Origin of the sequence: Pseudomonas sp. 3296, from assembly GCF_031456615.1 — a bacterium.
GTDB classification, from domain to species: Bacteria; Pseudomonadota; Gammaproteobacteria; order Pseudomonadales; family Pseudomonadaceae; genus Aquipseudomonas; species Aquipseudomonas mucoides.
In genome coordinates, this window is record NZ_JAVDUY010000011.1 from 1 (window position 1) to 23,626 (window position 23,626).

Here is a 23,626-nt window from a genome sequence, read left to right on the forward strand (position 1 = left end):
GTGAGTTCGCCGCCGTTGACGGTGAGGCCGTCGATGGTCACCGGATCGTCGTTGTTGTGGACTTGCAGCACCAGGTTGGCGGTGCTGGTGTCGCCATCAGCATCCGTCAGCGTGTAGGTAAAGGTTTCCGTGCCGCTACCGCCGCCGTGCAGCGCCTTGAAATCGGCGTCGCTGGTGTTCAGCGTGTAGGTGTAGGTGCCGTTGGGATTCAGCACCAGGGTGCCGTAGGTGCCGGTGAAGGTGCCGCCAATCACCGGGCCGCTGTTGGGGCCCGTGGGAATGCGGTCGGCCCCCTGGGTGTCGTTTGGCAGCACGCTGCCGGTCAGGGTCAGCAAGGTTTCCGACGCGGTGTTGGCGTTGCTGTCATCGACAGCCTTGGGCACATCGTCGGTGATGTTGACGTCCAGCGTGCCGGTGGCGGTGTCGCCGTTGCTGTCGCCGGCCACCACGGTGAACTGTTCGCTGAGGGCGTTGGCGCCGTCGCCGGCCGAATGGGTTTCGTTGCCGTTGAGGGTGTAGCTGTAACTCACCACGCCTGTGGCCGGATTGTAACCGGTGATGGTCAGGGTGTTGCCCAGTTGCGTGGTGATCGACTGCGGAAAGCCAATCGCCACGCCACCGCTGATCACATTGATACCGCCGATGCTCAGGCTGTTCAGCCCGTCCGGCGCCGATATGCTGAACGTGCCGCTCTGGGTCAATGCGCCCGGATTGCTCGCGGAACCGTCGGCCAGGTTGGCTTCGTTGACGGTCAGTTCGCCACCCGCCACCGACAGGCCATTGAGCGTGACCGGGTTATTGACCGGCGTTACCGGTGGGGCAATGACCGCAGGAGTGCCGTCGGCGTTCTGCTGGACGTCGGCGTTATGGCGTTCTTCAGGGAACTCAGGAATGCCGCCAAATCCAGCGGTCGGGAAGCCAATCGTCGGATCGACCTTCCCGCCCACTTCTTCGAGCATGACAAAACTGTGACCACCGCCCTGCGCACCATTGGGCGCCCCTGTGAAGCTCGGCCCGGCCGCAGTGGCTTCACCGGTTTGCGTCGGGTCAGCGCCCGCCGCGATAGCTTTTTGCAGTTGCTCGACATCGGTCAGTTGCGCTTCGCTCGGCGTTACCGCTTCTGAAGTGCCGACGTGCGGCGACTCATTGGCGAGGAGATGCGGGTCCATATTCATGCTGCTGCCACGCCCGAGGGTCAGTTCCTGGCCATTTTGCAGATGGACCGCCACCGCGCCTTCGGCCCCGGTGACCAGTTGATCGCCGGCGAACAATCGATCGCCCTCGATCACCGCACGCCGGGTACCGTCGCTCGCGACCACGAACACCTGACCAATGACTTTACTGACGATACCGATGAGCGTAGCCATGTGCATTTCCTCCGCTGCCAACCGGTGTCGGCATCCTGTTTTTAGCGAAGAATGTGCTCATGGTTTGAAAGCAGGTGGCTGCGCGGATCGCCTGCAGGACGCGTTTACCTGAGTAATCCACTGCCCTGGCGATGTCCTCGCCCAGCGTGCCGCTCACCGGCAACGTCGGCGACTGCGGGATAAACCCCTCTGCAATCAATGGCTTCGAAGGCCCAATTGCGTCGCCCTTGCCCAGTGAGCGATGCGTAACGATCCTGAATCAACAGGGTGACAAAAAACCGTCACTGCAAATCGTTACGCGTCCCTCCCCTCCAGCACTTCTCCGCCCTATGTCGATAAGTGGATGGAACTTTTCCTGAAACCTTTGAAAGCTCCCTAAAGCTCGTAATTCAAAGGCTTTCGTAATGAACAATGTGCTGGATTTTGCTGACGGCATAAGTTTTTTTTGGCATAAGGGTTATGAGAAAAATTTCTTAGCTATTCTCTAGAATGTTCTTAGCTCTGTTGTTACAAGGGTGAAACGGTTTTACCTATAAATGCCGTCAAATATTTGGCGACTGATAAGCACCATCAGGAATTCAGGGAGATGCACCCATGCGCGTTTTAACCCCCCTCTGCAGCGCGGTTCTGCTGGCCATGGCCTGCACTTCCGGCGCTCAGGCCATGTCGTTGACCGAGGCAATCCAGAGCACTATCGCAACCCATCCGGAACTGGCCTCGCGCGTGGATTCGCGCCTGTCCGCGGATGAGCAGGTGAAAGTGGCCAAGGGGGGCTTTTATCCATCTGTTGATCTGAACGCCGCCTACGGGCGCGGGTACAGCGATAACACCAACACCCGGGCATTCGGCAATCACCACACCGAAATCCTCAACTACACCCAGTCGGAACTGCGCCTGCGGCAGATGCTGTTCGACGGTTTCAACACCGCCAACGAAGTTGAACGCACCAAAGGCGTGGTCAACTCCCGGGCCTATTACGCTCAAGGCACCGCTCAGGACCTGGCCCTGCGCACCATCGAGGTCTACCTCGAAGTGCTCAAGCGCCGCGAACTGGTGACCCTGGCTACCAACAACCTGCAAGCGCACTTGCGCGTCAACGACCAGATCGGCCTGCGCACCCAGCGTGGCGTCGGCAGCAACGCCGACTCCGATCAATCCGGCGCTCGCCGTGCACTGGCGCAAAACAACCTCGACACCGCCGAAGTCGATCTGGCGGACGCCGAGTCGAACTTCGCCGCCGTTGTCGGGCGCCTGCCCGATGAGCTCGAAACACCGCCGTCGACCCGCGGTGAACTGCCCACCTCCCTGCAAGAAGCCCAGCAGAGCATGGTGGAAAACAACCCCTATCTGAAATCCGCCCAGGCTGACGTGCAATCGGCCGAGAGCCAGTACGAAGTTGCCAAGTCGCCATTCTACCCACGCTTCGACGCCGAAGCCGCCGTGGGCGCGAACAACAACGTGCAAGGCGATGAAGGCCACGACAATGAGTGGCGCGTGGGTGTGGTGATGAACTACAACCTGTTCCGCGGTGGCAGCGACAAGGCACGCCTGGCGTCCGATGCGCACCAGATCAACCAGGCCATGGACATCCGCAACAACGCCCTGCGCCAACTCAACGAGAACATTCACCTGGCCTGGAACGCCATGGTCAATGCGAAGAAACAAACCCCGACTGCACGCGAATACGCTGAAACCAGTAAGCGAGTGCGCGTGGCGTATCAGGACCAGTTCGGTCTCGGTCAACGCACGTTGCTCGACTTGCTCGACAGTGAAAACGAGCTCTACAACGCCAACCGTCGCTACACCGAAGTGCGTTACACCGAGGAATACTCGATGTACCGCGTGCTGGCCAGCATGGGAGAGTTGCTGAGCAAGCAACGGGTGGTGTTGCCCGCCGATGCGATCGCCGCTACCGAAGTGAAGAACGAAGCCCGTTTGCCTGAACTGAAGTAGCTCACTGGAGCGATCAATGTGACCAGCATGGAATCCGGCAACACCGGTGTCGATCCGCGGCTGAGCTTCGATGACCCGCTTCTGGACGGTCTGTTGATCCTCTGCAAACTCCACGGCGCGACGGTCAGTCGCGCCAGCCTGAGTGCAGGGCTACCGCTGCACAAACAGCGCTTGAGCCTGGACCTGCTGCCCCGCGCAGCGGCCCGGGCCAGTTTGCAGGCGCGACTGCTGCGCCGGGAACTGGGGGATATTTCCGCCCTCAACCTGCCGGTGATGCTGATCCTCAACAACGGCCGAACGGCCATCCTGCGACGCTTTGGTGACAACGGTCAGGTGCTGATCCTGCCCAGCGAAGCCGATGGTGGCGAACAATGGGTCAGCACAGATGAGCTGGCCGAAAATTACAGTGGCCAGGCCTTGTTTGCCCGGCCACGCCATGAACTCGAAGACTTGCGTTCGCCCCTGGTTCCGCGCGTCGAAGCGTGGTTTCGCGACACGCTGAAACTGTCGAAGTGGCTGTACAGCGATGCGATCCTGGCGAGTTTCCTGATCAACCTGCTCGGGTTAATGGTCCCTCTGTTCGTCATGCAGACCTACGACCGGGTGGTGCCAAACCAGGCCACCTCGACCTTGTGGGTATTGTCGATCGGCCTGCTGATCGGCACCGGCTTCGAACTGGTGTTGCGCGTTGTGCGCGCCCATTTGCTGGACACCGCCGGCAAGAAAACCGACGTGATCCTGTCAGCGACCTTGTTCGAGCGCATCACCGGCATGTCGATGAAAGCCCGCCCGGCGACCATCGGCGGCTTCGCCCAAAGCATTCATGACTTCCAGGGCCTGCGCGAGTTTCTCACCGCGGTCACCCTGACCAGCCTGATCGACCTGCCCTTCGCCGTGTTGATGCTGGTGGTGATCGGTTTGCTCGGCGGCTGGCTGGTGGTGATTCCGCTGCTGGCGTTCCCCATCACGATCATTTTCGCGATGATGATCCAGGTGCGCCTGCGCGACACCGTGCAAAAAAGCCTGAGCCTGGGCGCCGAACGCCAGGCCTTGCTGATCGAAACCCTCGGCGGCCTGGAAACCCTCAAGGCCTGTAGCGCCGAAAGCGAGCGCCAGCACAAATGGGAAAGCACCCACGGCGCCCTCACCCGCCTCGACAGCCATGCACGCAACCTCTCGGCACTGGCCACCAACGGCACCTTGTTCATCCAGCAGTTCTCCGGCATGGCAACGATTGTCGCCGGGGTCTACAGCATCATCGCCGGTAACCTCAGCGTCGGGGCGCTGGTGGCGACCTACATGCTCGGCAGCCGCGTGCTCGCGCCGCTGGGGCAGATTGCCGGGCTGATCACCCGCTACCAGCAAGCGCAGCTGACCATGAAAAGCACCGATGCGCTGATGGGCCTGCCGCAGGAGCGCGACGCCAAACAGCGGCCGCTGGAGCGCACACAACTGCAAGGCGCGATCGAAGTCAGCGGCGTGACCTTCCACTACAACGGCCAGAACGCGCCCGCGCTGGCCAACGTCAGTTTCAGCATGAAGCCGGGCGAACGCATCGGCATCATCGGTCGCAGCGGTTCGGGAAAAAGTACCCTGGCGCGATTGGTGATGGGTTTCTACGCACCGGAGGAAGGCCAGTTGCTGCTCGACGGCCTGGACCTGCGGCAACTGGACGTCGCCGACCTGCGCCAACAGATCGGTTACGTCGCCCACGACCTGCCACTGCTGGCCGGCAGCCTGCGCGACAACCTGACCCTCGGCGCCCGCTACATCAGCGATTCACGGATGCTCGAAGTGGCCGAGCTGACCGGCGTCACGGAACTCGCCCGTCAGCATCCGCAAGGGTTTGATCGCCCGGTCGGCGAACGTGGGCAATTGCTGTCCGGCGGGCAACGTCAAGCCGTGTTGCTGGCGCGGGCCTTGTTGCTCGATCCGCCGATCATGCTGCTCGACGAACCGACCAGCGCGATGGACAACAGCAGCGAAGACATTCTGCGGCAAAAGCTCCACACCTGGGTCCAGGGCAAAACTCTGCTCTTGGTCACCCACCGCACCTCGATGCTCAGCCTGGTGGATCGACTGGTGGTGCTGGATAACGGACGGATCGTCGCTGACGGTCCCAAAGAAGCGGTCATCGATGCACTGCGCAAGGGCCGCGTCGGCTCTGCGGCTGTCTAGGAGCGACCCATGGCCCGTTCATCGTCCGACACCTCCAAGGACCGCGGCTACTTCGGCAGCTTCGGCAAAACCGCCGAGAGCGAGTTCATGCCGGAAACGGCCGGCGCCTCGTTGCAGGATTCCCCGCGCTGGTCGCGCATTACCGTGTGGCTGGCTGCCGGGCTGATTATCAGCGCGGTGGTGTGGGCCAAGTTCGCGGTGCTTCAGGAAGTCACCATGGGCGAAGGCAAGGCGATTCCGTCGAGCAAGGTCCAGGTGATCCAGAACCTGGAGGGCGGCATCGTCACCGAGATCTTCGTGCGCGAAGGGCAAATGGTGAACAAGGGCGATACCTTGCTGCGTCTGGATGACACGCGATTTCTGTCGAACAAAGGCGAAAGCGAAGCGGATCGTTATGCTCTGACCGCGCAGGTTGAACGCCTGTCGGCGGAAGCGGAAGGACGCCCCTTCAAACTGTCAGAAGAAGTAATCGCCAAAGCCCCGCAAGTGGCCGAAGACGAGCGCTCGCTGTACGAACAGCGCCAGCGTCGACTCGCCAGTGAGCAACGCACGCTGAGCGAACAACTTCGGCAAAAAACCCAGGAACTGGCAGAGTTCCGCTCAAAACAGGGGCAGTTCAGCTCCAGCCTGGCGTTACTGCAACAAGAGATGAACATGTCCACGCCTCTGGTGGGCACCGGCGCGGTATCACCGGTGGAAATCCTGCGCCTCAAACGCAGTGCGGTGGAGATTCGCGGTTCATTGAACGCAACGACACTGGCGATTCCCCGGGCGGAATCGGCGATCAACGAGATCAAGAGCAAGATTGACGAGTCGGAACAATCCTTCCGTTCCGACGCAGCGAAAGAGCTGAATGAGAAACGCACTGACCTGTCGAAAATCACGGCGTCGAGCATCGCCATCGATGACCGCGTGACGCGCACGACGGTGGTGTCGCCGGTGCACGGGATTATCAAAGTGCTGAAGGTCAACACCATCGGCGGCGTGGTCCAGCCCGGCAGTGACATGGTGGAAATCGTGCCGCTGGAAGACAACCTGTTGATCGAGGCCAAGGTGCGGCCGCAGGACGTGGCGTTCCTGCATCCGGGGCAGAAAGCGATGGTGAAGTTCAGTGCGTATGACTACACGATTTATGGCGGATTGAGCGCCAAGCTCGAACTGATCGGCGCCGACACCATCACCGATGACAAGGGCAACAGCTTTTATCTGATTCAGGTGCGCACGGATAAAAACCACTTGGGCGGGGATGTGAAACCGCTGCTGATCATTCCGGGGATGGTTGCCACGGTGGACATCATTACGGGTGAGAAAAGCGTGCTGGATTACCTGCTCAAACCGGTGTTGAAGGCCCGGACTGAGGCGATGCGCGAGCGGTAGTCTCTGGCTCGGGTTTGTGGTGACTGTTTCACCGCCATCGCGAGCAGGCTCGCTCCCACACTGGATCTGTGTCGTTCACACCCGCCCGGTGGGAGCGAAGTTGCTCGCGATGAGGCCCTTAAATTCAGCGATCATTTCGGCCCATGATTACGCTGGAACGTCTCCTCCCCCATCGCCGCAATCTGCCCCTCGATCAACGCCTCGAACGGTTTTAACAACGGCTCAAACGAGCCCGGCGTTTCCAGCGTTTGCAGCGCCTGCACAATCGCCTCCACTGTCGACAATGCCCCCGGCCCCGGCGCCTTGCGCAGTCGGTATCGTGACACTCCGCCCTGCGCCAACGTCACCCTCGGCAACGCCGCCAACAGCGGATTGAGGTGCAGCATCTTGCGCGCCTTGCGCCAGGTGCCGTCCGGAACCACCAGCAATAGCGGCTCGTCAGTCGCCGTATACGTTTGCATCGGCTGCGCATGCTCGCCCGGAAACAACAACCGTGCCTGATACCCCGGTTGATTCAACAACGCCGGCAAATCTTCGAACACCTCGCCGACAATCAGCTCGGCATTGTTCAAGCCCAACGCCGCCAACCGGGCCGTGTTGAGCGCGTGATTCACTTCGCTCGGATGCTGCAACAGCAGCACCCGAGTGCGGCTGTCGAGGCTCGGGATCAGCGCGCACAAACAATGAGTTTGCGGACGCAGGCAACGGGGACACTGGATTCTGGACATCGATCAAGCCTGATTCAGTTGTGCTTTAAGCAAATCGCGGAAGGTCTGGATCAGCGGTTCGCGGCTGCGGCCACGGCGCACGATCATCGAGAACGGCGCCTGATAACCAAAGGTCGCCGGTAGCAACACACGCAAATCGCCCTTGTCCGCCCAGGCCTGGGCGTAGTGTTCCGGCAGGTAGCCGATGTAGGCACCGGACAGCACCAGAATCAGTTGTGCCTCCATACTCTCCACCGTGGCCGCGCTGTGCTTGAAACCGTGACGCGCCAGTTCCGCCTGGCTCCAGTAACCCCGGCCGACCATGCGTTGCTGGGTGATGACTTGCTCGGGGATACGCCGCTCGGTGAACAGCGGATGACGGCTGCTGCAATACAGCCAGTGCTGTTCGCGGTAGAGCGGCATGTAGACCAGGCCGCTCATGCGCGTGGAGAACGCGCCGATGGCGAGGTCGAGGCGATTGTCCTGCACGCCGAGTTGCAATTCGTAAGGGCTCATCACCGACAAATGCAAATGCACCGCCGGGTGTTCCTGGCTGTAGGCGCCGATGGCTTCGGCGAAGGGCAACGCTTTGTCACTGACCGTCGAATCGATCACGCCGAGGTTCAGCGTACCGCGCAATTCGCCCTTGAGGGCGGCGGCGTATTGCTCGAAGCCTTCGAGCTCGCCCAACAGACGCAGGGTTTCCTGATGGAATAGTTCGCCCTTGCTGGTCAGGCTGAACCCACCGCGACCGCGATGACACAGGACCAAGCCGAGGGCCGCTTCGAGCTGGCTCATGTAGGTGCTGATGGCCGAGGTCGAAAGGTTGAGCTCTTGCTGGGCGTTGGCGAACCCCTGATGGCGGACCACGCTGACGAAGATGCGCAATAGTTTCAGGTCGGGTAAAGCGTTGGCCATGGGGCACTCCAGCAAAAACACAGACAGGTATTGACCCCGTAGCAGCTGACGAGCACCGCCGAACGCAGCCTCGCGGTGCTCGTCAGCTGCTACGGGGCTCTGCGAGTCTATCGCCACCAGAACCATTAGTTTAGAAAAATCTGAACTAAGTATTTGCCCGTAGCGATTCTTCCCGGCCACTACATTTCGCAGAATCGGCCTCCAACGGTACCTGTGTCTGTCCTGACCTGTGCAACCGACATAAATAAAACAACGACGATGAGGCCCTACCCGTGGACAAAATTCTTCACCAACCACTGGGCGGTAATGAAATGCCGCGCTTCGGCGGCATCGCCACCATGATGCGACTCCCCCACCTGGATACCGCTGCCGGTCTGGACGCTGCCTTCGTTGGCGTGCCACTGGACATCGGTACCTCGCTGCGCCCCGGCACCCGCTTCGGGCCTCGCGAAATCCGCGCTGAATCGGTCATGATCCGCCCGTACAACATGGCGACCGGCGCGGCGCCGTTCGATTCGCTGTCGGTGGCCGACATCGGCGACATCGCGATCAACACGTTCAACCTGCTGGACGCGGTACGGATCATCGAAGAGTCCTACCACAAGATCCTCGAACACGATGTGATCCCCCTGACTCTGGGCGGTGACCACACCATCACCCTGCCTATCCTGCGTGCCATCCATAAAAAGCACGGCAAGATCGGCCTCGTGCACATCGACGCTCACGCTGACGTGAACGATCACATGTTCGGCGAGAAAATCGCCCACGGCACCACCTTCCGTCGCGCTGTCGAAGAAGGCCTTCTGGATTGCGACCGCGTGGTGCAAATTGGCCTGCGCGCTCAGGGCTACACCGCTGACGACTTCAACTGGAGCCGCAATCAGGGTTTCCGTGTGGTTCAGGCCGAAGAGTGCTGGCACAAATCCCTGGCCCCATTGATGGCCGAAGTTCGCGAGAAAGTCGGCGGCGGTCCGGTGTACCTGAGTTTCGACATCGACGGCATCGACCCAGCCTGGGCACCTGGCACCGGCACCCCGGAAATTGGTGGTTTGACGACCATTCAGGCGATTGAAATCGTTCGCGGCTGCCAAGGCCTCGACCTGGTCGGGTGCGATCTGGTAGAAGTCTCGCCCGCTTATGACACCACCGGCAACACCTCGCTGCTGGCCGCCAACCTGCTGTACGAAATGCTCTGCGTACTGCCTGGCGTGGTCCACCGCTGAGGATGGGCCATGAACGAACGTGATCAGGTGTTGGAAGCCGCCGCCGATCTGGTGTCCGCTTTCGCCCGTAACGATCGCGAAGCCTACTTCGGTGCGTTCAGCACCGATGCCAGCTTCGTCTTCTACACCCTCGAACAGCCTCTGCTGTCGCGCGATGCCTATCAGGCGTTGTGGGACGCCTGGCGCTCGGAGGATGGCTTCGAGGTGCTTTCGTGCACCTCGAGCAACGCCTTTGTCAGCCTGCAGGGTGACGTGGCGATTTTCATCCATGACGTGGCCACCGAGTTGCGCATGCAAGGGGAGCAACACTTCAGCCAGGAGCGCGAGACGATTGTTTTCAAGAAACAAGCGTCTGGCCAAGAACAACAAGGCCTATGGCTGGCCTGCCACGAACATTTGTCCGCGATGCCGGAAGGGCTGCCAACCCCTTAGCCAAACAGGTGACGCTCACGCACGATGAGCGCGCCTTTATGATCGGAGCTGATCATGAATAAAAACAACAACGACCAAAGCCTTACGCAAATTGAAACCTACGGGGTCGAACAGATCCCGGACAGCGAACGCACCGCAGGCCCGACGGATTTGTTCCGGATGATCTTCGGTGGTTCCAACACCTTTGCCACCGCCGTGCTCGGCAGTTTCCCGGTGCTTTTCGGTCTGTCGTTTCAGGCCGGTGTGCTGGCGATTGTGCTGGGCGTGCTGCTGGGCTCGCTGATCCTTGCACCCATGGGCCTGTTCGGCCCGATCAACGGCACCAACAACGCCGTTTCGTCGGGTGCGCACTTCGGCGTGCACGGGCGGATCGTCGGTTCATTCCTCTCGCTATTGACCGCCATCGCGTTCTTCTCGCTCTCGGTATGGAGTTCGGGTGATGCGCTGATCGGTGGCGCCAAGCGTCTGATCGGCCTGCCGGAAACCGACCTGACCCTGGGCCTGGCCTACGGCCTGTTCGCGATTCTGGTGCTGACCGTTTGCATCTATGGTTTCCGTTTCCTGCTGTGGGTCAACAAGATCGCGGTGTGGAGCGCCAGCCTGCTGTTCCTGCTGGGTGTCTTCGCCTTCGCCGGTCCTTTCGATGTGAACTACGCCGGCACCGTCAGCATGGGTCAGCCAGGGTTCTGGGCTGCGTTCATCGGTGCCGCACTGGTGGCGATGAGCAACCCGATTTCCTTCGGTGCGTTCCTCGGTGACTGGTCGCGCTACATCCCGCGTGACACGCCAAAAGGCCGGATCATGGCGGCGGTGGTGATCTCGCAGGTCGCCACCTTCATCCCGTTCCTGTTTGGCCTGGCCACCGCGACCATCGTGGCGATCAAGGCACCGGACTACATCGCCGCCAACAACTATGTCGGCGGCTTGCTGGCTGTCTCGCCGAGCTGGTTCTTCCTGCCGGTGTGCCTGATTGCAGTAATCGGCGGCATGTCCACCGGCACCACGTCGCTGTATGGCACCGGGCTGGACATGTCCAGCGTGTTCCCTCGCGTGCTGTCGCGGGTCAAGGCCACGCTGCTGATCGGTGTGATGTCGATTGCCTTCATCTTCATCGGGCGCTTTGCGGCGAACCTGGTGCAGAGCGTGTCGACCTTCGCCGTACTGATCATCACCTGCACCACCCCGTGGATGGTGATCATGATCATCGGCCTGGTGGTGCGTCGCGGCTTCTATTGCCCGGATGACCTGCAAGTGTTCACCCGGGGCGAGAAAGGTGGCCGCTACTGGTTCACCCACGGGTGGAACTGGCGTGGCCTGGGTGCCTGGATCCCGAGCGCGGCCATCGGCCTGTGCTTCGTGAACCTGCCGGGGCAGTTTGTCGGACCACTGGGCGAAATGGCCGGCGGTATCGACATCAGCCTGCCGGTCACCCTGGGCCTGGCCTCGCTAGTGTATCTGGCGCTGCTGAGCCTGTTCCCGGAAACAGCTACGGTGTTCGGCCCGAATGATTCACGCAGCAAGGGCACGCATTCGCTCGCTAAACCGGCATTGCGACAAGCCGCCTGAAAAACACAACAGAGTGATGAGGTGAACATTTGTGGTGAGGGAGCGTGCTCCCTCGCCACAAAAAGCATCCCATCACAGTAATGCAATTGCGCCTCACCATAAAAAAGACAATCGGAGACACGCCATAATGGCTTTGGATTTATTCGTTGTACTCATCTACGCCGCCGCGATGCTGCTACTCGGCTACTACGGCATGCGCAAGGCCAAGACCAACGAAGACTTTTTGGTCGCCGGTCGTAACCTCGGCCCGACCATGTATATGGGCACCATGGCCGCCACCGTTCTGGGCGGCGCTTCTACAGTTGGTACCGTTCGCCTGGGCTACGTCCATGGCATCTCCGGTTTCTGGCTCTGCGCGGCACTCGGTTGCGGGATCGTGGCGCTGAACCTGTTCCTCGCCAAACCGCTGCTGAAACTGAAGATCTACACCGTTACCCAGGTGCTGGAAAAACGCTACAACCCGATGGCCCGCTCCGCGAGCGCGGTGATCATGCTGGCGTATGCGCTGATGATCGGCGTGGTCTCGATCCTGGCCATCGGCACCGTGCTGCAAGTGCTCTTCGGCCTGCCGTTCTGGGTCTCGATTTTGCTCGGCGGTGGCGTGGTAGTGATCTACTCGGCGATTGGCGGCATGTGGTCCCTGACCCTGACCGACATCGTCCAGTTCGTGATCAAGACCGTCGGCCTGATGTTCATCCTGTTGCCGATCTGCCTGTACCGCGTTGGCGGCTGGGATGAGTTGGTGTTGAAACTGCCGGCGACCGCCTTCAGCTTCACCACGATTGGCTGGGACACCATCATCACCTACTTCATGATCTACTTCTTCGGGATCCTGATCGGCCAGGACATCTGGCAGCGGGTGTTCACCGTCAAGAGCGCCAAGGTGGCTCAAGTCGCCGGTACCTTCGCAGGCTTCTACTGCATCGTTTACGGACTGGCCTGTGCCTTGATCGGCATGGCCGCTCACGTGCTGATCCCGGACCTGGACAACGTCAACAACGCCTTCGCCGCCATCGTCAAATTGTCCCTGCCGGACGGTATCCGTGGCCTGGTGATCGCTGCGGCCCTGGCCGCCATGATGTCCACCGCCAGCGCCGGCCTGCTCGCCGCTGCCACCACCCTGACCGAAGACCTGCTGCCGAAACTGCGTGGCGGTAAGCAGTCGAGCCTGGGCATGAACCGCCTGTTCACCCTGTTGACCGGTATCGTGGTACTGGGCATCGCCCTGGTCGTGAATGACGTGATCAGCGCCCTGACCTTGGCGTACAACCTGTTGGTAGGCGGCATGCTGATCCCGCTGATCGGTGCGATTTTCTGGAAACGCGCAACCACCGCCGGCGCTATCGCCAGCATGGGCATGGGCTTCGCTACCGCGCTGGTGTTCATGTTCAAGGATGGTCTGGATGCCAACTCCCCGATCTACTACAGCCTCGCCGTAGGTCTGGTGAGCTTCGTGGTGGTGAGCTTGATGTCCCGCCGCCCTGCATTGGTGGCCAACGCCGCCTAAGCTGAACATAACGACTTGATGCTTTCTTCGACGGGTGTGGCGTCGGTTGCCACACCCGTTTTTTTTCGTCTGAAGGAAACTGCTTATGAAGATCGTCAGCCGCGATCAGTGGTTCGAAGTCAAACAGCTCAGCGACGGCATTCGCCTGATTCACGAGCCGTACATTCGGCCTTTCTATCGCTGCAACCTCTGGCACGTACAGGGCCGCGACAAGGACCTGCTGCTGGACAGCGGATCGGGACTGGTGAGCCTGCGCGAGCAATTGCCATGGATCACTGAACGGCCGCTGGTGGCGGTGGCGAGTCATTGCCATTTCGACCACATCGCCGGGCATCACGAGTTTCCTGAACGGCTGGTACACCCGGCTGAGGCCGACATCCTTGCCGCACCGGACGGCGACAACGATTTGAGCAAGGCCTTTGTCGGCGACGAGATGTTCGAGGCTCATCCCGATTGCCCGTTGTGCTACGCCGAATACCGGGTCAAGGCCGCGCCGGCCACGGGTCTGATTGAAGAAGGTGATGTGCTGGATTTGGGTGACCGCGTGCTGCAGGTGCTGCACACACCGGGGCATTCACCGGGTGGCATCAGCCTGTATGAAGCGGCGACCGAGACGCTGTTCAGTGGCGACATCATCTATGACGGACCGCTGATCGAAGACGCTTACCACTCCAATCTCGATGACTACGCCCGCAGCTTGCAACGCTTGCGTGCCTTGCCGATCCGCACAGTGCATGGCGGGCATTTCGGCAGTTTTTCCGGTGAGCATTTGCGCACGATGATTGACGAGTGGCAGCGCTCACACGGCTGAAGCCTGCTGTACTCAAGCGCAGGGACAACTACAATAACGCCCGCCAAGAGCAACCATGAAAAGAGCTGCCGTTCGCCGCGCCGTCCATCAGTTCATCAGCCGCTTGCTGGAGGGCCGGGATGACTTCAGCGACAACGTCAGTCTGGTGGAGTTGGGATTGGATAAAGCGGACATTGAAGACCTGATCTTCCATCTGGAAGATGAATTGGGGTTGACGGCGTTTACGGCGGAAGAAGACCGGATGCTCAAGACCGCCAGAACGGCGAATGATTTGAGTCGGTTTTTGCTGGAGATCGGGCGGGATTGACTGTGCCCGGTCTCTGAAATTCAGCTGCCCCCTGTAGCAGCTGCCGAGCACCGCGAGGCTGCGTTCGGCGCGAGTCGCGTTCGGACGGAGCCGTCGGTGGAGTCAAGGTTTCGACGTGTGTCAGGTAGATCGTGCATGTAGGGTTTACGGCTGCTGCGCAGCCGAACGCTGCCTCGCGGTGCTCGACAGCTGCTACATGCGTCGCGATTACCGGCGGCGCTGCTGGCGTCGGCGCTGTTCGTCGTCCGTCCGAATAGGCACAGGTTGCAGAGGCGGTTCGATCAAACCGAGTGCAACACCCAAGTCGTGCAGCCAGTTTTGGATTTTCTCTTTCATGGTGCCCCCTTCAGGGTAGTGCCGAGCGACCGGAATTCTGAGGCCGCTTCGCACTGATAATAGTCCGAAGTCCTACGCAATGCTCATCAAAAGTCGCAATGATCTGTTACTGAATTGAACAAAATACCTGACCGTTCGTTCAGGCAATCGCCTGGGCTTCAACCGGCGCCCACGGATAGACCGTTCGCTGCTGCTCGATCCACGCATTCAAATTGGCCCCGACCATGCCCTTGCGCCACATCAGCCACGTCGTCGCGCGGGCGAACGGCTCGGCCAACGGGTGCGCCGCGACACTCTCACGGCCCGGCAGGCTGGCAAGCATCGACTCCGACATCAACGCCACGCCGGAGCCGGCAATCACGCATGCAAGCATTCCTGGATAAGATTCGATCTCCATCGCCCGGCCCATCGCTGCATGGTCGTGGGCGAACCAGGCCTCCAGGCGCATGCGGTAGGAACATCCCTGGCGGAACGTGAACACCGAGCGCCCTTCCACATCCAGCGCGCTGTGCACTGGCGGGTGATCGGCCTCCGTGATCAGCACCAGCCGTTCGTCGCACAAGGGCACGCCGTCCAGCCCCGCGAGCTCCAGTGGGCCGTCCACCAGCGCCGCATCCAGCCGGCCGGTGAGCAGGCCTTCAAGCAATTCTCCGCTCGGCCCGGATTGCACTTGCAGGTTTACCGCGGGGTAAGTGCGGTGATAACCCGCCAACAATGGCGGCAGATGAATTGCCGCCGTGCTGTACATGGTGCCGAGCACAAAGTCCCCGGCCGGTTGCCCACCCTGCACGGCTGCACTGGCTTCGTCATGCAGGGCGAACAGCTTGGCGGTGTAGTCCAGCAGGACTTTTCCTGCAGGCGACAACTGCAAACGCTGACGCTCGCGGACGAACAGTTCTACGCCGAGTTGCTCCTCGAGTTGTTTGAGACGCGTCGACAGGTTGGACGGCACCCGATGCAATCGCTCGGCGGCACGGGTGATCGAACCCTCCTGCGCCACGGCCTGGAAGATCCGCAACTGGCTGAACTCCACGATCTTCTCCAAATCAGAACAAGTTACTCACTATTATTCATTTTAAAAGAAAGTCAATCAGTCCTAGCCTGACGGTCATTGATCCTTTGCCGGAACTGAGACTATGTCTGCGCTGATTCGCTTAACCGCCAGTTTTATCGCCCTGATGATGGCCATGGGCATCGGGCGCTTCGCCCTCACCCCGCAAATGCCACATTTGCTTAGCGAAGGTCAGATCGACCTGACCGCAGCGGGCCTGATTGCCGCTGCCAATTACCTGGGCTACTTCGTCGGCGCGTTGGATGCGATGTTCTCGCGCAAGCCGGCGCAAATCCGTCAGCGCTTGCTGGGCGGGTTGTGGCTGTGTGTGCTGCTGACACTGGCGTCGTTCTGGGCCAACGGGTTCTGGTCGCATCTGCTGCTGCGTTTTGGCACCGGCGTGGCCAGCGCCTGGGTGCTGGTGATGATCACCGCGCTGAGTCAGCCATTGGCGGCCGCGGCCGGTCGTCCACGGCTGGGCGCCCTGGTGTTTGCCGGGCCGGGTCTGGGGATTTTTCTCACGGGTTTATTGGCCTTGGGCTCGAACCTTCTGGGGCAGACCTCCGCGACGCTGTGGCTGGTGTATGCCGGCGTAGCGCTGGTGATGCTGCTGGGGATTCTGCCGTTCCTGCCACCATCCGCGGCAACGGTGGCGGCTGCGCCCGTCGCCGCCACAGCGAACAATCAGGGTATCGCTCGACTGGGTGTGATCTATGGCCTGTACGGTCTGGGCTACATCATCCCCGCCACATTCCTCTCGCAGATGGCCAATGCGCAGTTCCATGGGCAATGGCAGGCCGACCTGTTCTGGCCGTGCTTTGGCCTGGCGTCGTCGATTGGGGTGGTACTGGTGAGCCTGCGTCGACAATCCCTGAATGGCACGCGCCATTGGCTGATGATCACCTTGTGGCTGCAAGCCGTCGGGGTCTTCGCTTGCCTGTTGGGCAGCGGAGCGGGTCTGGCGTTGGGCGTGCTGCTGTGTGGCACACCGTTTCTGGCCTGCATGCAACTGGTGATGCAACGCTCTCGGGAACTGGCGCCCCACGCCACCCAGCGCAACGCCGGGCTGCTGACCGCGTGCTTCGCCGTGGGTCAACTCGCCGGGCCGTTGCTGGCGGCCCTGAGCAGTCACTTCAGTGGCGGTTTGCAGCCCGCGCTGATTGTTGCCGGCAGCGGACTACTGATCGCCGGCAGCCTGTTGCTGCGCCCGGTCAATACTGCCCGAGGGCTTTGCGCAAACGACGGCGCACCCACTGCTCAGCACTGACAAAGGTGATGCCGAGCAAGACCAGCACCGCGCCGATGACAAAATTGAGGCTCAGTTCCTCGCCCAACAGCACCACGCCGAACGTGACGCCGAACAACGGCGTCATGAACGAAAACACCGCCAGGTTCGCCGCCAGATAACGCCGCAACAGCCAGAACCAGGTCAGGTAACTGAAGAACGACACCACCACCCCCTGGAACAGCACGCTGGTCACCGCGATGGTGGTCAGGCTGACGTGAGTGACCTGGCCGCTGAGAATCGCGATCAGCATCAGGCCGACGAAACCGACGATCAATTGATAGAACAAAGTCAGCGTCACCGGCGCTTCCGACAGCCGTGAAGCGCGCACCACCACCGTGGTTGCCCCCCACGCTGCGCCGGCCAGTACGCCCAGCGCATCGCCCATCAACATGCGGTGATCGAGGTTATCCCAGGACACGCCACCGGCAAACGCGATGGCGATCCCGACAAAGGCGAGGAAAATCCCCAGCCACTGCACCGGCCTCAAACGCTCACTCGGCAGCAACCAATGCACGCCCAACGCGGTGAAAATTGGTGCGGTGTAGAGGAACACCGACATGTGCGCCGCGGTGGTCAGTTGCAGGCCTTCGGAGATGAAGAAGAATTCCAGACCAAACAGCGCACCGGCCAGCAAACCGCCGCGCCAGGTCGCGCCGACCTGATCCCAGCCGCCCTTCCAGCAGATCAGCAAACCGACGAGCAACGCGGACATGCCCGACCGCCCCGCCGCCTGCATGACCGGTGCGATGTCCGGCGCCGCCCACTTGATCATCACCTGCTGCACACCCCAGATCAGGCACAACCCGATCATCACCTGCAGGGCAAACCCGTCGGCGCTACGCCGGCTGGCGCTCATCGTGATACCTCGATAACACAATCCATGGCAGAAACCCGGCAGTCAAAAAGCAAAGCCCGGCACAGGGGCCGGGGCTTTTCATTACGGTTGTTGCAGGATCAGCTTAGTTCAATGCGATCCGCATGAATGACGATCTGGCCATTCTTGTACAGCGCACCAATGGCCTTCTTGAAGTTGCCCTTGCTGACGCCAAACATACTGGTGATCACCGTCGGGTCGCTCTTGTCGCTGACCGGCAGGGAGCCGTTGTTTTCACGCAACTTGGCGAGGATCTTCGAGTTGAGGCTGGTGGCCGCTTCTTCGCCCACCGGTTGCAGGCTCAGGCTGATCTTGCCGTCGGCACGGACTTCTTTGATAAAGCCCTTCTCTTCTTTGCCGGCGCGCATGAACTTGAAGATTTCGTTCTTGTGGATCAGGCCCCAGTGCTTGTTGTTGATGATTGCCTTGAAGCCCATGTCGGTCGCTTCGGCCACCAGCAAATCAACTTCCTGGCCCGGTGTGTAGCTGGCCGGCGTCTTGTCCAGATAGCGGTCCAGACGCGCGGTCGCGGTAATGCGACGGGTGTGCTTGTCGAGGTAGACATGCACCACCACATATTCACCGGCGGTCATCTGGCGTTTTTCTTCGGAGTACGGCAGCAGCAGGTCCTTGGGCAGCCCCCAATCCAGGAACACGCCGATACTGTTGACTTCAACGACTTTCAAACTGGCGAACTCACCAACCTGAACTTTCGGCTTTTCGGTAGTTGCGATGAGTTTGTCATCGCTGTCCAGATAAACAAAAACGTTGAGCCAGTCTTCATCTTCGCTGGGAATATCTTTGGGGATATAACGATTAGGCAAGAGGATTTCGCCGTCTGCCCCACCGTCCAGATATAAACCGAAGTTAGTGTGTTTAACCACTTGCAAACTGTTGTAACGCCCGACTAAAGCCATTTCAAATACCCTCATTACGTGGGCGGCATTCTACCCGGTTTTGCGGGCGACGTTCGGCGGCCGGCCGGGTGGCGGGCGAAAATACTGCGCAATCCGTGATTTTCCTGAGGGGATGGCCCGCACGGCTTCGCCACTCGTCAGCCCGACGAGGCGGTTTTGTCCCCTGCCAACCCATCCGAACATGGGCCTTTTCATCAACGTTCTTAGTTAAAACAGTGTGTTAGAGACCTATTTCAGATAATACCCTGAGATAAATTCCAGCCCTGCTCTGGGTATTTTGAGGGGATATTAGCCAAGCAATTGTCAAGTATTTCCTGTACGATGCCTGGCCAAGTTAATTTTCTACAGGTTAATGGCCGCCATGCGTGTAAAAGCATCCAACAGCAAAGCAAAGCCAGCTCCAGCCGTTGAAACCAGCGAATCGATCAACAACCAGATTGCTGCGTTCCTCAAGTCCGGTGGTGAAATCCAGCAAATTGCCAAAGGCGTCAGCGGCCAGACGTTCGGCCCGTCCAAGCAAATCACGCTCGGCAAGAAGTAACACCCTGCTTTAACTGGTCCCAAAGCGCTTTGAGCTTCGAAGCGCTTGGACTGGAACCCTCTCGCAACACCCTGCCAAACCCCTCTAAATTTCAAAAAACGACGAACGGCCCTCAATGCCGAGCATTCGCCGGTATCCTTGCACACGTCTAGAACAAGCGTTTCAGTAGGTTTCCGATCCCTGCTCCTCGCTGTCAATGGAGTGACGCATGCTCAAACCCTTTCTCCTGCTGCTCTCTACAGTGCTCGCCTGTCCGCTCGCCAATGCGCAAATCTTCCAGCGTGAACTGGGCGACTACGACCTCAAGCTCGGCACCACACCCAGCCGCAGCATGGCCCAGGGGCTGGTCAAACCCTCCAGCACCGGCTCATTCCATGGCGGCCTCGACCTGACCCACGACAGTGGCTTCTACGTTGGCCAATGGGCACCGAGCATGGGCTTGAGTCCGGGCAAAAACCTCGAAGTCGATTCCTACGCGGGATATAAACAGCCCTTCGATCAAACCCTCGGCTACGAAGTCGGCATGATCCACTACAGCTATCCGAAAGTGGACACCCTCGACAGCCAGGAGCTCTTCGGCGGCCTGACCCTGCTCGGCAGCCGCTTTGGTGCAGCCTTCAGCAACGACCCGGACAAGCGGAACAGAACGTTGTTCGCCGACCTCGGTGGCAACCAGCCGTTCGGCATCGGGATCAGCATGAAATACACCACCCACCAGCTCTACACCCCGGTGTCGGTCGAGGGAGGGTATGTCGACAGTTTTACCGACTGGTCGGTGCAACTTTCCCGGCCCTTCATGGGCATCGACCTGGACCTCATCTACAGTGACTCCAACCTCAGCGGCAGCAACTGTTCAGCCTATTCCGGGCACAACGGCCAATGCGACGGGTTGGTCACTCTCAAGGCTGAACACGCGTTTTATTGAACGGCTGAACTGCCGGGCTCATCCTGCGTTCACATGAATACCCAGGCTTTCGCAAGGATCCGCCCATGTCGCGCTGGCTAATTCGCTTCGCCGCTTTGATCATTTTGAGCCTCATCCTTGGCGCATGCAGCCGGGTGGGCCTGGCCTACCGCAACCTCGACGTGATCATTCCTTGGACGCTCAGCGATTACCTGGACATGAACGGCGAGCAAAAAGGCTGGTTCAACGAGCGCCTCAAAGAGCACCTGAGCTGGCACTGCAGCACGCAACTGCCGGGTTATCTGGATTGGCTGGACCGCCTGCAAACCATGGTCGAAACCAACCAGGTCACCGACGACGCCCTGCAAATCCGCACCCAGGAAGCCAAAGCCGCGATTGCCCAGACCGCCCGGGAAATTACTCCGTCGGCCATCGAGTTGCTGCAGGGGCTGGACGACAAACAAGTCGCGGAAATGAACGACGCTTTCGCCAAGGACCTGCGCAAACGCCAAGAGGAATACCTCAAACCGTCCCTCGATCAACAGATCAAACAGCGTGCCGAGCGCATGGAGAAACGTCTGGATGACTGGCTCGGCCCGCTGAGCACTACCCAACAACAACGTGTAGTCACTTGGTCAAGGGCCTTGGGTGACCAGAACACGCAATGGATCGCCAACCGCGCGCATTGGCAGACGCAGTTCAGCGCGGCGGTTGCTCAACGCCAAAGTCCTGAATTCCCACAGCAAATCGAGACGCTTCTGGTCAATCGCGAGAGCCTGTGGACGCCAGCCTATCGTCAGGCCTATGCCAATACCGAGGCTCAGGCGCGTGGGTTGATCGTGGATTTGATGGCCGAGAGCACTCCGGCCCAGCGTCAGCGGTTGTTGAAGAAAATCGGAGTCGTGAGAAAAGACTTCAACGACCTCAAGTGCCTAAAAGCAGCCAAACAAAGCTAAGCCGCACACACATTTCCCCTGAGGGAGCGAGCCTGCTCGCTCCCTCACTGTTATGCGCAGACTTCAGGCAATCTGCGCTTTAGACGCCACTTCATCGAACTTCACTTCATCCAGCGCATCTTCCTGCTCATCCAGCACCTGCCGCGGATGGTCATTCCCCGGAATGCTGCTGTCGATCAGGCTCAACAAACTGGAGCCGCGCTGCGTCAAAATGTAATTCGAGCCGCTGCCGCCCTGATCCTCAGGCCGCGATTCGATGTAGCCACGCGCCAGCAGCAGTTTTTCGTACTCGCCCGCCACCGCTTTCAAGTGATCGAGGTTTTCCGTCTGCTCGCCTTCCGCCGTTTTCTGCGCCACGTACTGCTCGGCATAGTGCCGTGGCGTGAAGCTGCTGGCACCGTTTTGCACTTCGTGCAGCAAGCGTTCAATCAAATCCCAGTTATAAGTCGTCATCCTGATTCAACCTCCAGACCGCATGAGTGAAAGGGCCTTCTTAATTTGTGACCGGCAGCGTGCGCAGCCGTTCAGCCAATGCGCTGAACAGCACCGACCAGCGGTATGTCGAATCCGGCATCGGTCAAACGACTAGGCTGTGTAAGTCACCTCCCCGCCCCCCGCAGGAGAAAAGCCAATGAACATTCAGAATCATCCCGTCGTGTCCCGCGAAGAATGGCTCGCCGCGCGCAAGCAACACCTGGCCCACGAAAAAGCCTTCACCAGGGAACGCGACAAACTCAGCGCCGAACGCCGCGCCCTGCCCTGGGTGAAAATCGACAAGGACTACCACTTTCAAGGCCCCCATGGCGAACTGAAACTGGCCGACCTGTTTGGCGGCCGCAGCCAATTGGTGATCTACCACTTCATGTTCGCCGCCGGATGGGACGAAGGCTGCCCTGGCTGCTCGTTCCTGTCAGACCACATCGACGGCGCCAATCAACACCTGTCGCACCATGACATCGCCGTCGTGGCGGTTTCCCACGCACCGTTCGCCGAATTCCAGGCCTTCAAGCGGCGCATGGGCTGGAAATTCGATTGGGTTTCGTCAGCGGGTTGCGATTTCAACTACGACTTCGGCGTCTGTGCACGAGCTGAAGAAGTCGCCGCTGGCAGAGCCACCTACAACTACGAAAAAACCGACGGCGCCGAAGAAGAACTTCCCGGATTGAGCGTGTTTTATCGCAATGAAGCGGGCGATATTTTCCATACCTATTCCACTTATGCCCGAGGGCTGGACATGCTGGTCGGCGCCTATAACTACCTCGACCTCACGCCCAAGGGCCGTAACGAAGAAGAGATCATGGAATGGGTGCGGCATCACGACAAATACGAAGACAAAGCCGCAGCAAGCTGCTGCCATGGGGGCTAGTCTCATAGACCGAGTCGCGACCATCGCAGGCAAGCCAGCTCCCACATTGGATTTGCGTTCGCCACCAATCTCCTGTGGGAGCGACCTTGCTCCGGGCGGCGTTCCGACGATGAGGCCGCACCATTCACCCCAGCCCTCAAGAGAAGACCCCGAGGCCCCAAACAATGAACGTCACCCTGAAAACCCTCCCCCCAGCCCGCGTCGCCTACCTGCGCTACACCGGCCCCTACGGCCCGGAAATCGGCACCTTCTGGCGCGAAACCGTCGCCCCGTGGATGGTCGAAAACAACCTCCTCAACCGCGTGCGCTACGGCATTGGCCACGACGACCCGAGCACCACACCAGCGCAATACTGCCGCTACGACGCCTGCGTCGAAGTGCCCGCCGACTTCGAACCGAAATACCCGTTCGCCGTCACCCATCTGCCCGGCGGCCGCTACGCCGTCGCCCACTTCAAAGGACCGACCAGTGAAATCCCGACAGCATGGGGAGAGCTGTGCGGGCAGTGGATGCCGCAAAGCGGATTGGCTTACGACCAGCGTCCGGGATTTGAACGTTACCCGGTGGAGGCGTCCTACGATGAGAACAGCGGCGTGGTGGAAATGGATATGTGCATTGCCGTGAAGGATCAGTAACACCCAAGACTCTGCGGTCAACGAGCTGAACTTTTACCGGCCTTCAACCCTCAACCGATTAACCCGCCTTAACCGGAACTGAGGCTCACTTATGAAAACCCTGCTGAAACTCACCCTCGCCACCACCCTCGCCTGCGCCCTCCCCGTTTGGGCCTGCACCCCCGAGGAAGCCACCGCCAAGCGCGAGCAACTGGCGCAGGAAGTGGCCAAGCTCACCGAACAGAATCCAACCAAAGCCAAAGAGATCAACGCCGAGCTGCAGAAGATGGACCTGGGCACGGCCAGCAAGGATCTACCGGACAAGTGCCAGCTCATCGATCAGCGCTTGAAAGAATTGCAGACGGCGGACAAGAAGGCCGAGAGCTGATCAACCGACAAATCCCGCGCATAAAAAAACCGGACATCCGTCCGG

Annotated in this window: 24 protein-coding genes; 16 read left to right on the plus strand and 8 right to left on the minus strand. The window is 60.0% G+C overall.

Going from position 1 to position 23,626, the window contains the following annotated elements:
* Positions 1 to 1,367 (minus strand): retention module-containing protein (locus J2X66_RS27235; protein WP_310270905.1); only part of this gene is annotated, 1,367 nt, incomplete at its 3' end.
* 594 nt (positions 1,368 to 1,961) lie between these two features.
* Between J2X66_RS27235 and J2X66_RS27240 the strand changes: the two genes are divergently transcribed.
* The 3 genes from J2X66_RS27240 to J2X66_RS27250 are packed head-to-tail and all read left to right on the plus strand — an operon-like array spanning position 1,962 to position 6,875.
* Complete coding sequence (locus tag J2X66_RS27240; RefSeq protein WP_027925804.1) at positions 1,962 to 3,320, plus strand: TolC family outer membrane protein; 1,359 nt, start codon at positions 1,962 to 1,964, stop codon at positions 3,318 to 3,320.
* 18 nt (positions 3,321 to 3,338) lie between these two features.
* Positions 3,339 to 5,498, plus strand: coding sequence for a type I secretion system permease/ATPase (locus J2X66_RS27245; RefSeq protein WP_310270908.1), 2,160 nt, complete (start codon positions 3,339 to 3,341; stop codon positions 5,496 to 5,498).
* Between the two features lie 9 nt (positions 5,499 to 5,507).
* On the plus strand, positions 5,508 to 6,875 hold the full coding sequence (locus J2X66_RS27250) for an HlyD family type I secretion periplasmic adaptor subunit (protein WP_027925806.1): 1,368 nt from the start codon (positions 5,508 to 5,510) through the stop codon (positions 6,873 to 6,875).
* A gap of 131 nt (positions 6,876 to 7,006) precedes the next feature.
* Here J2X66_RS27250 and J2X66_RS27255 read toward each other — a convergent pair whose 3' ends face one another.
* Positions 7,007 to 7,603 carry a DTW domain-containing protein gene (locus J2X66_RS27255; RefSeq protein ID WP_310270911.1) on the minus strand — a complete coding sequence of 199 codons (597 nt, stop codon included), beginning with the start codon at positions 7,601 to 7,603 and terminating at the stop codon, positions 7,007 to 7,009.
* A gap of 3 nt (positions 7,604 to 7,606) precedes the next feature.
* Entirely contained in the window at positions 7,607 to 8,500 is an 894-nt protein-coding gene (locus J2X66_RS27260) for a LysR family transcriptional regulator (RefSeq protein ID WP_007945995.1), read from the minus strand.
* A gap of 272 nt (positions 8,501 to 8,772) precedes the next feature.
* Between J2X66_RS27260 and speB the strand changes: the two genes are divergently transcribed.
* The 6 genes from speB to J2X66_RS27290 all read left to right on the plus strand — a co-directional run bounded on the left by speB (position 8,773) and on the right by J2X66_RS27290 (position 14,346).
* Positions 8,773 to 9,723: an agmatinase gene (gene speB, locus J2X66_RS27265; RefSeq protein WP_027925808.1), complete on the plus strand. Its 951-nt coding sequence runs from the start codon at positions 8,773 to 8,775 to the stop codon at positions 9,721 to 9,723.
* 9 nt (positions 9,724 to 9,732) lie between these two features.
* Positions 9,733 to 10,155, plus strand: coding sequence for a nuclear transport factor 2 family protein (locus J2X66_RS27270; RefSeq protein WP_310270916.1), 423 nt, complete (start codon positions 9,733 to 9,735; stop codon positions 10,153 to 10,155).
* A 54-nt stretch (positions 10,156 to 10,209) separates the two neighbouring features.
* The gene (locus J2X66_RS27275) at positions 10,210 to 11,721 is read left to right on the plus strand and encodes a cytosine permease (RefSeq protein ID WP_310270919.1); all 1,512 of its coding nucleotides are present in this window, start codon (positions 10,210 to 10,212) and stop codon (positions 11,719 to 11,721) included.
* 127 nt (positions 11,722 to 11,848) lie between these two features.
* A complete protein-coding gene (locus tag J2X66_RS27280) occupies positions 11,849 to 13,228 on the plus strand; it encodes a sodium:solute symporter (protein WP_310270921.1) in 1,380 nt (459 codons plus the stop codon).
* A gap of 85 nt (positions 13,229 to 13,313) precedes the next feature.
* Positions 13,314 to 14,039 (plus strand): MBL fold metallo-hydrolase, encoded by a 726-nt coding sequence (locus J2X66_RS27285; protein ID WP_310270924.1) that lies wholly within the window; start codon positions 13,314 to 13,316, stop codon positions 14,037 to 14,039.
* Between the two features lie 55 nt (positions 14,040 to 14,094).
* Complete coding sequence (locus J2X66_RS27290; RefSeq protein ID WP_310270927.1) at positions 14,095 to 14,346, plus strand: acyl carrier protein; 252 nt, start codon at positions 14,095 to 14,097, stop codon at positions 14,344 to 14,346.
* Between the two features lie 207 nt (positions 14,347 to 14,553).
* Here the strand turns inward: J2X66_RS27290 and J2X66_RS27295 are convergent, their stop codons facing one another.
* Together J2X66_RS27295 and J2X66_RS27300 are read right to left on the minus strand one after the other, a co-directional pair.
* Positions 14,554 to 14,682, minus strand: a complete 129-nt coding sequence (locus J2X66_RS27295) for a PA1414 family protein (protein ID WP_007914492.1) — start codon at positions 14,680 to 14,682, stop codon at positions 14,554 to 14,556.
* Positions 14,683 to 14,821: 139 nt separating this feature from the next.
* Positions 14,822 to 15,715 (minus strand): putrescine utilization regulator PtrR, encoded by an 894-nt coding sequence (locus J2X66_RS27300; protein WP_310270930.1) that lies wholly within the window; start codon positions 15,713 to 15,715, stop codon positions 14,822 to 14,824.
* A 103-nt stretch (positions 15,716 to 15,818) separates the two neighbouring features.
* On the opposite strand from J2X66_RS27300, the gene J2X66_RS27305 reads away from it, so the two are divergent.
* Positions 15,819 to 17,000 (plus strand): MFS transporter, encoded by a 1,182-nt coding sequence (locus J2X66_RS27305; protein WP_310270933.1) that lies wholly within the window; start codon positions 15,819 to 15,821, stop codon positions 16,998 to 17,000.
* Here the strand turns inward: J2X66_RS27305 and J2X66_RS27310 are convergent.
* On the minus strand, positions 16,945 to 17,877 hold the full coding sequence (locus J2X66_RS27310; RefSeq protein ID WP_310270936.1) for a DMT family transporter: 933 nt from the start codon (positions 17,875 to 17,877) through the stop codon (positions 16,945 to 16,947). The genes J2X66_RS27305 and J2X66_RS27310 overlap by 56 nt on opposite strands.
* Positions 17,878 to 17,975: 98 nt before the next feature.
* Entirely contained in the window at positions 17,976 to 18,812 is an 837-nt protein-coding gene (locus J2X66_RS27315) for a S1 RNA-binding domain-containing protein (protein ID WP_140666898.1), read from the minus strand.
* A gap of 352 nt (positions 18,813 to 19,164) precedes the next feature.
* On the opposite strand from J2X66_RS27315, the gene J2X66_RS27320 reads away from it, so the two are divergent.
* From J2X66_RS27320 to J2X66_RS27330, 3 genes are all read left to right on the plus strand, one after another.
* Positions 19,165 to 19,353, plus strand: coding sequence for a hypothetical protein (locus tag J2X66_RS27320; protein WP_017337097.1), 189 nt, complete (start codon positions 19,165 to 19,167; stop codon positions 19,351 to 19,353).
* A gap of 208 nt (positions 19,354 to 19,561) precedes the next feature.
* Positions 19,562 to 20,278, plus strand: coding sequence for a TorF family putative porin (locus tag J2X66_RS27325; RefSeq protein ID WP_310270941.1), 717 nt, complete (start codon positions 19,562 to 19,564; stop codon positions 20,276 to 20,278).
* A gap of 65 nt (positions 20,279 to 20,343) precedes the next feature.
* Complete coding sequence (locus J2X66_RS27330) at positions 20,344 to 21,213, plus strand: DUF6279 family lipoprotein (protein WP_310270943.1); 870 nt, start codon at positions 20,344 to 20,346, stop codon at positions 21,211 to 21,213.
* Positions 21,214 to 21,276: 63 nt separating this feature from the next.
* Here the strand turns inward: J2X66_RS27330 and J2X66_RS27335 are convergent, their stop codons facing one another.
* Positions 21,277 to 21,666, minus strand: a complete 390-nt coding sequence (locus tag J2X66_RS27335) for a transcriptional regulator (RefSeq protein WP_310270945.1) — start codon at positions 21,664 to 21,666, stop codon at positions 21,277 to 21,279.
* Between the two features lie 178 nt (positions 21,667 to 21,844).
* Between J2X66_RS27335 and J2X66_RS27340 the strand changes: the two genes are divergently transcribed.
* The 3 genes from J2X66_RS27340 to J2X66_RS27350 all read left to right on the plus strand — a co-directional run bounded on the left by J2X66_RS27340 (position 21,845) and on the right by J2X66_RS27350 (position 23,581).
* Positions 21,845 to 22,579 (plus strand): thioredoxin family protein, encoded by a 735-nt coding sequence (locus J2X66_RS27340; protein ID WP_310270948.1) that lies wholly within the window; start codon positions 21,845 to 21,847, stop codon positions 22,577 to 22,579.
* 164 nt (positions 22,580 to 22,743) lie between these two features.
* Positions 22,744 to 23,214 (plus strand): GyrI-like domain-containing protein, encoded by a 471-nt coding sequence (locus J2X66_RS27345; RefSeq protein ID WP_310270951.1) that lies wholly within the window; start codon positions 22,744 to 22,746, stop codon positions 23,212 to 23,214.
* Between the two features lie 91 nt (positions 23,215 to 23,305).
* On the plus strand, positions 23,306 to 23,581 hold the full coding sequence (locus J2X66_RS27350) for a hypothetical protein (RefSeq protein ID WP_310270954.1): 276 nt from the start codon (positions 23,306 to 23,308) through the stop codon (positions 23,579 to 23,581).
* The last annotated feature ends 45 nt before the right edge of the window (positions 23,582 to 23,626 follow it).

Bases quoted from the DNA above. Each gene is read 5' to 3' on its own strand.
- J2X66_RS27240 (WP_027925804.1), top strand. From the start codon at position 1,962: ATGCGCGTTTTAACCCCCCTCTGCAGCGCGGTTCTGCTGGCCATGGCC.
- J2X66_RS27250 (WP_027925806.1), top strand. From the start codon at position 5,508: ATGGCCCGTTCATCGTCCGACACCTCCAAGGACCGCGGCTACTTCGGC.
- J2X66_RS27255 (WP_310270911.1), bottom strand. From the start codon at position 7,603: ATGTCCAGAATCCAGTGTCCCCGTTGCCTGCGTCCGCAAACTCATTGT.
- J2X66_RS27260 (WP_007945995.1), bottom strand. From the start codon at position 8,500: ATGGCCAACGCTTTACCCGACCTGAAACTATTGCGCATCTTCGTCAGC.
- J2X66_RS27270 (WP_310270916.1), top strand. From the start codon at position 9,733: ATGAACGAACGTGATCAGGTGTTGGAAGCCGCCGCCGATCTGGTGTCC.
- J2X66_RS27275 (WP_310270919.1), top strand. From the start codon at position 10,210: ATGAATAAAAACAACAACGACCAAAGCCTTACGCAAATTGAAACCTAC.
- J2X66_RS27280 (WP_310270921.1), top strand. From the start codon at position 11,849: ATGGCTTTGGATTTATTCGTTGTACTCATCTACGCCGCCGCGATGCTG.
- J2X66_RS27285 (WP_310270924.1), top strand. From the start codon at position 13,314: ATGAAGATCGTCAGCCGCGATCAGTGGTTCGAAGTCAAACAGCTCAGC.
- J2X66_RS27290 (WP_310270927.1), top strand. From the start codon at position 14,095: ATGAAAAGAGCTGCCGTTCGCCGCGCCGTCCATCAGTTCATCAGCCGC.
- J2X66_RS27295 (WP_007914492.1), bottom strand. From the start codon at position 14,682: ATGAAAGAGAAAATCCAAAACTGGCTGCACGACTTGGGTGTTGCACTC.
- J2X66_RS27305 (WP_310270933.1), top strand. From the start codon at position 15,819: ATGTCTGCGCTGATTCGCTTAACCGCCAGTTTTATCGCCCTGATGATG.
- J2X66_RS27310 (WP_310270936.1), bottom strand. From the start codon at position 17,877: ATGAGCGCCAGCCGGCGTAGCGCCGACGGGTTTGCCCTGCAGGTGATG.
- J2X66_RS27315 (WP_140666898.1), bottom strand. From the start codon at position 18,812: ATGGCTTTAGTCGGGCGTTACAACAGTTTGCAAGTGGTTAAACACACT.
- J2X66_RS27320 (WP_017337097.1), top strand. From the start codon at position 19,165: ATGGCCGCCATGCGTGTAAAAGCATCCAACAGCAAAGCAAAGCCAGCT.
- J2X66_RS27325 (WP_310270941.1), top strand. From the start codon at position 19,562: ATGCTCAAACCCTTTCTCCTGCTGCTCTCTACAGTGCTCGCCTGTCCG.
- J2X66_RS27330 (WP_310270943.1), top strand. From the start codon at position 20,344: ATGTCGCGCTGGCTAATTCGCTTCGCCGCTTTGATCATTTTGAGCCTC.
- J2X66_RS27335 (WP_310270945.1), bottom strand. From the start codon at position 21,666: ATGACGACTTATAACTGGGATTTGATTGAACGCTTGCTGCACGAAGTG.
- J2X66_RS27340 (WP_310270948.1), top strand. From the start codon at position 21,845: ATGAACATTCAGAATCATCCCGTCGTGTCCCGCGAAGAATGGCTCGCC.
- J2X66_RS27345 (WP_310270951.1), top strand. From the start codon at position 22,744: ATGAACGTCACCCTGAAAACCCTCCCCCCAGCCCGCGTCGCCTACCTG.
- J2X66_RS27350 (WP_310270954.1), top strand. From the start codon at position 23,306: ATGAAAACCCTGCTGAAACTCACCCTCGCCACCACCCTCGCCTGCGCC.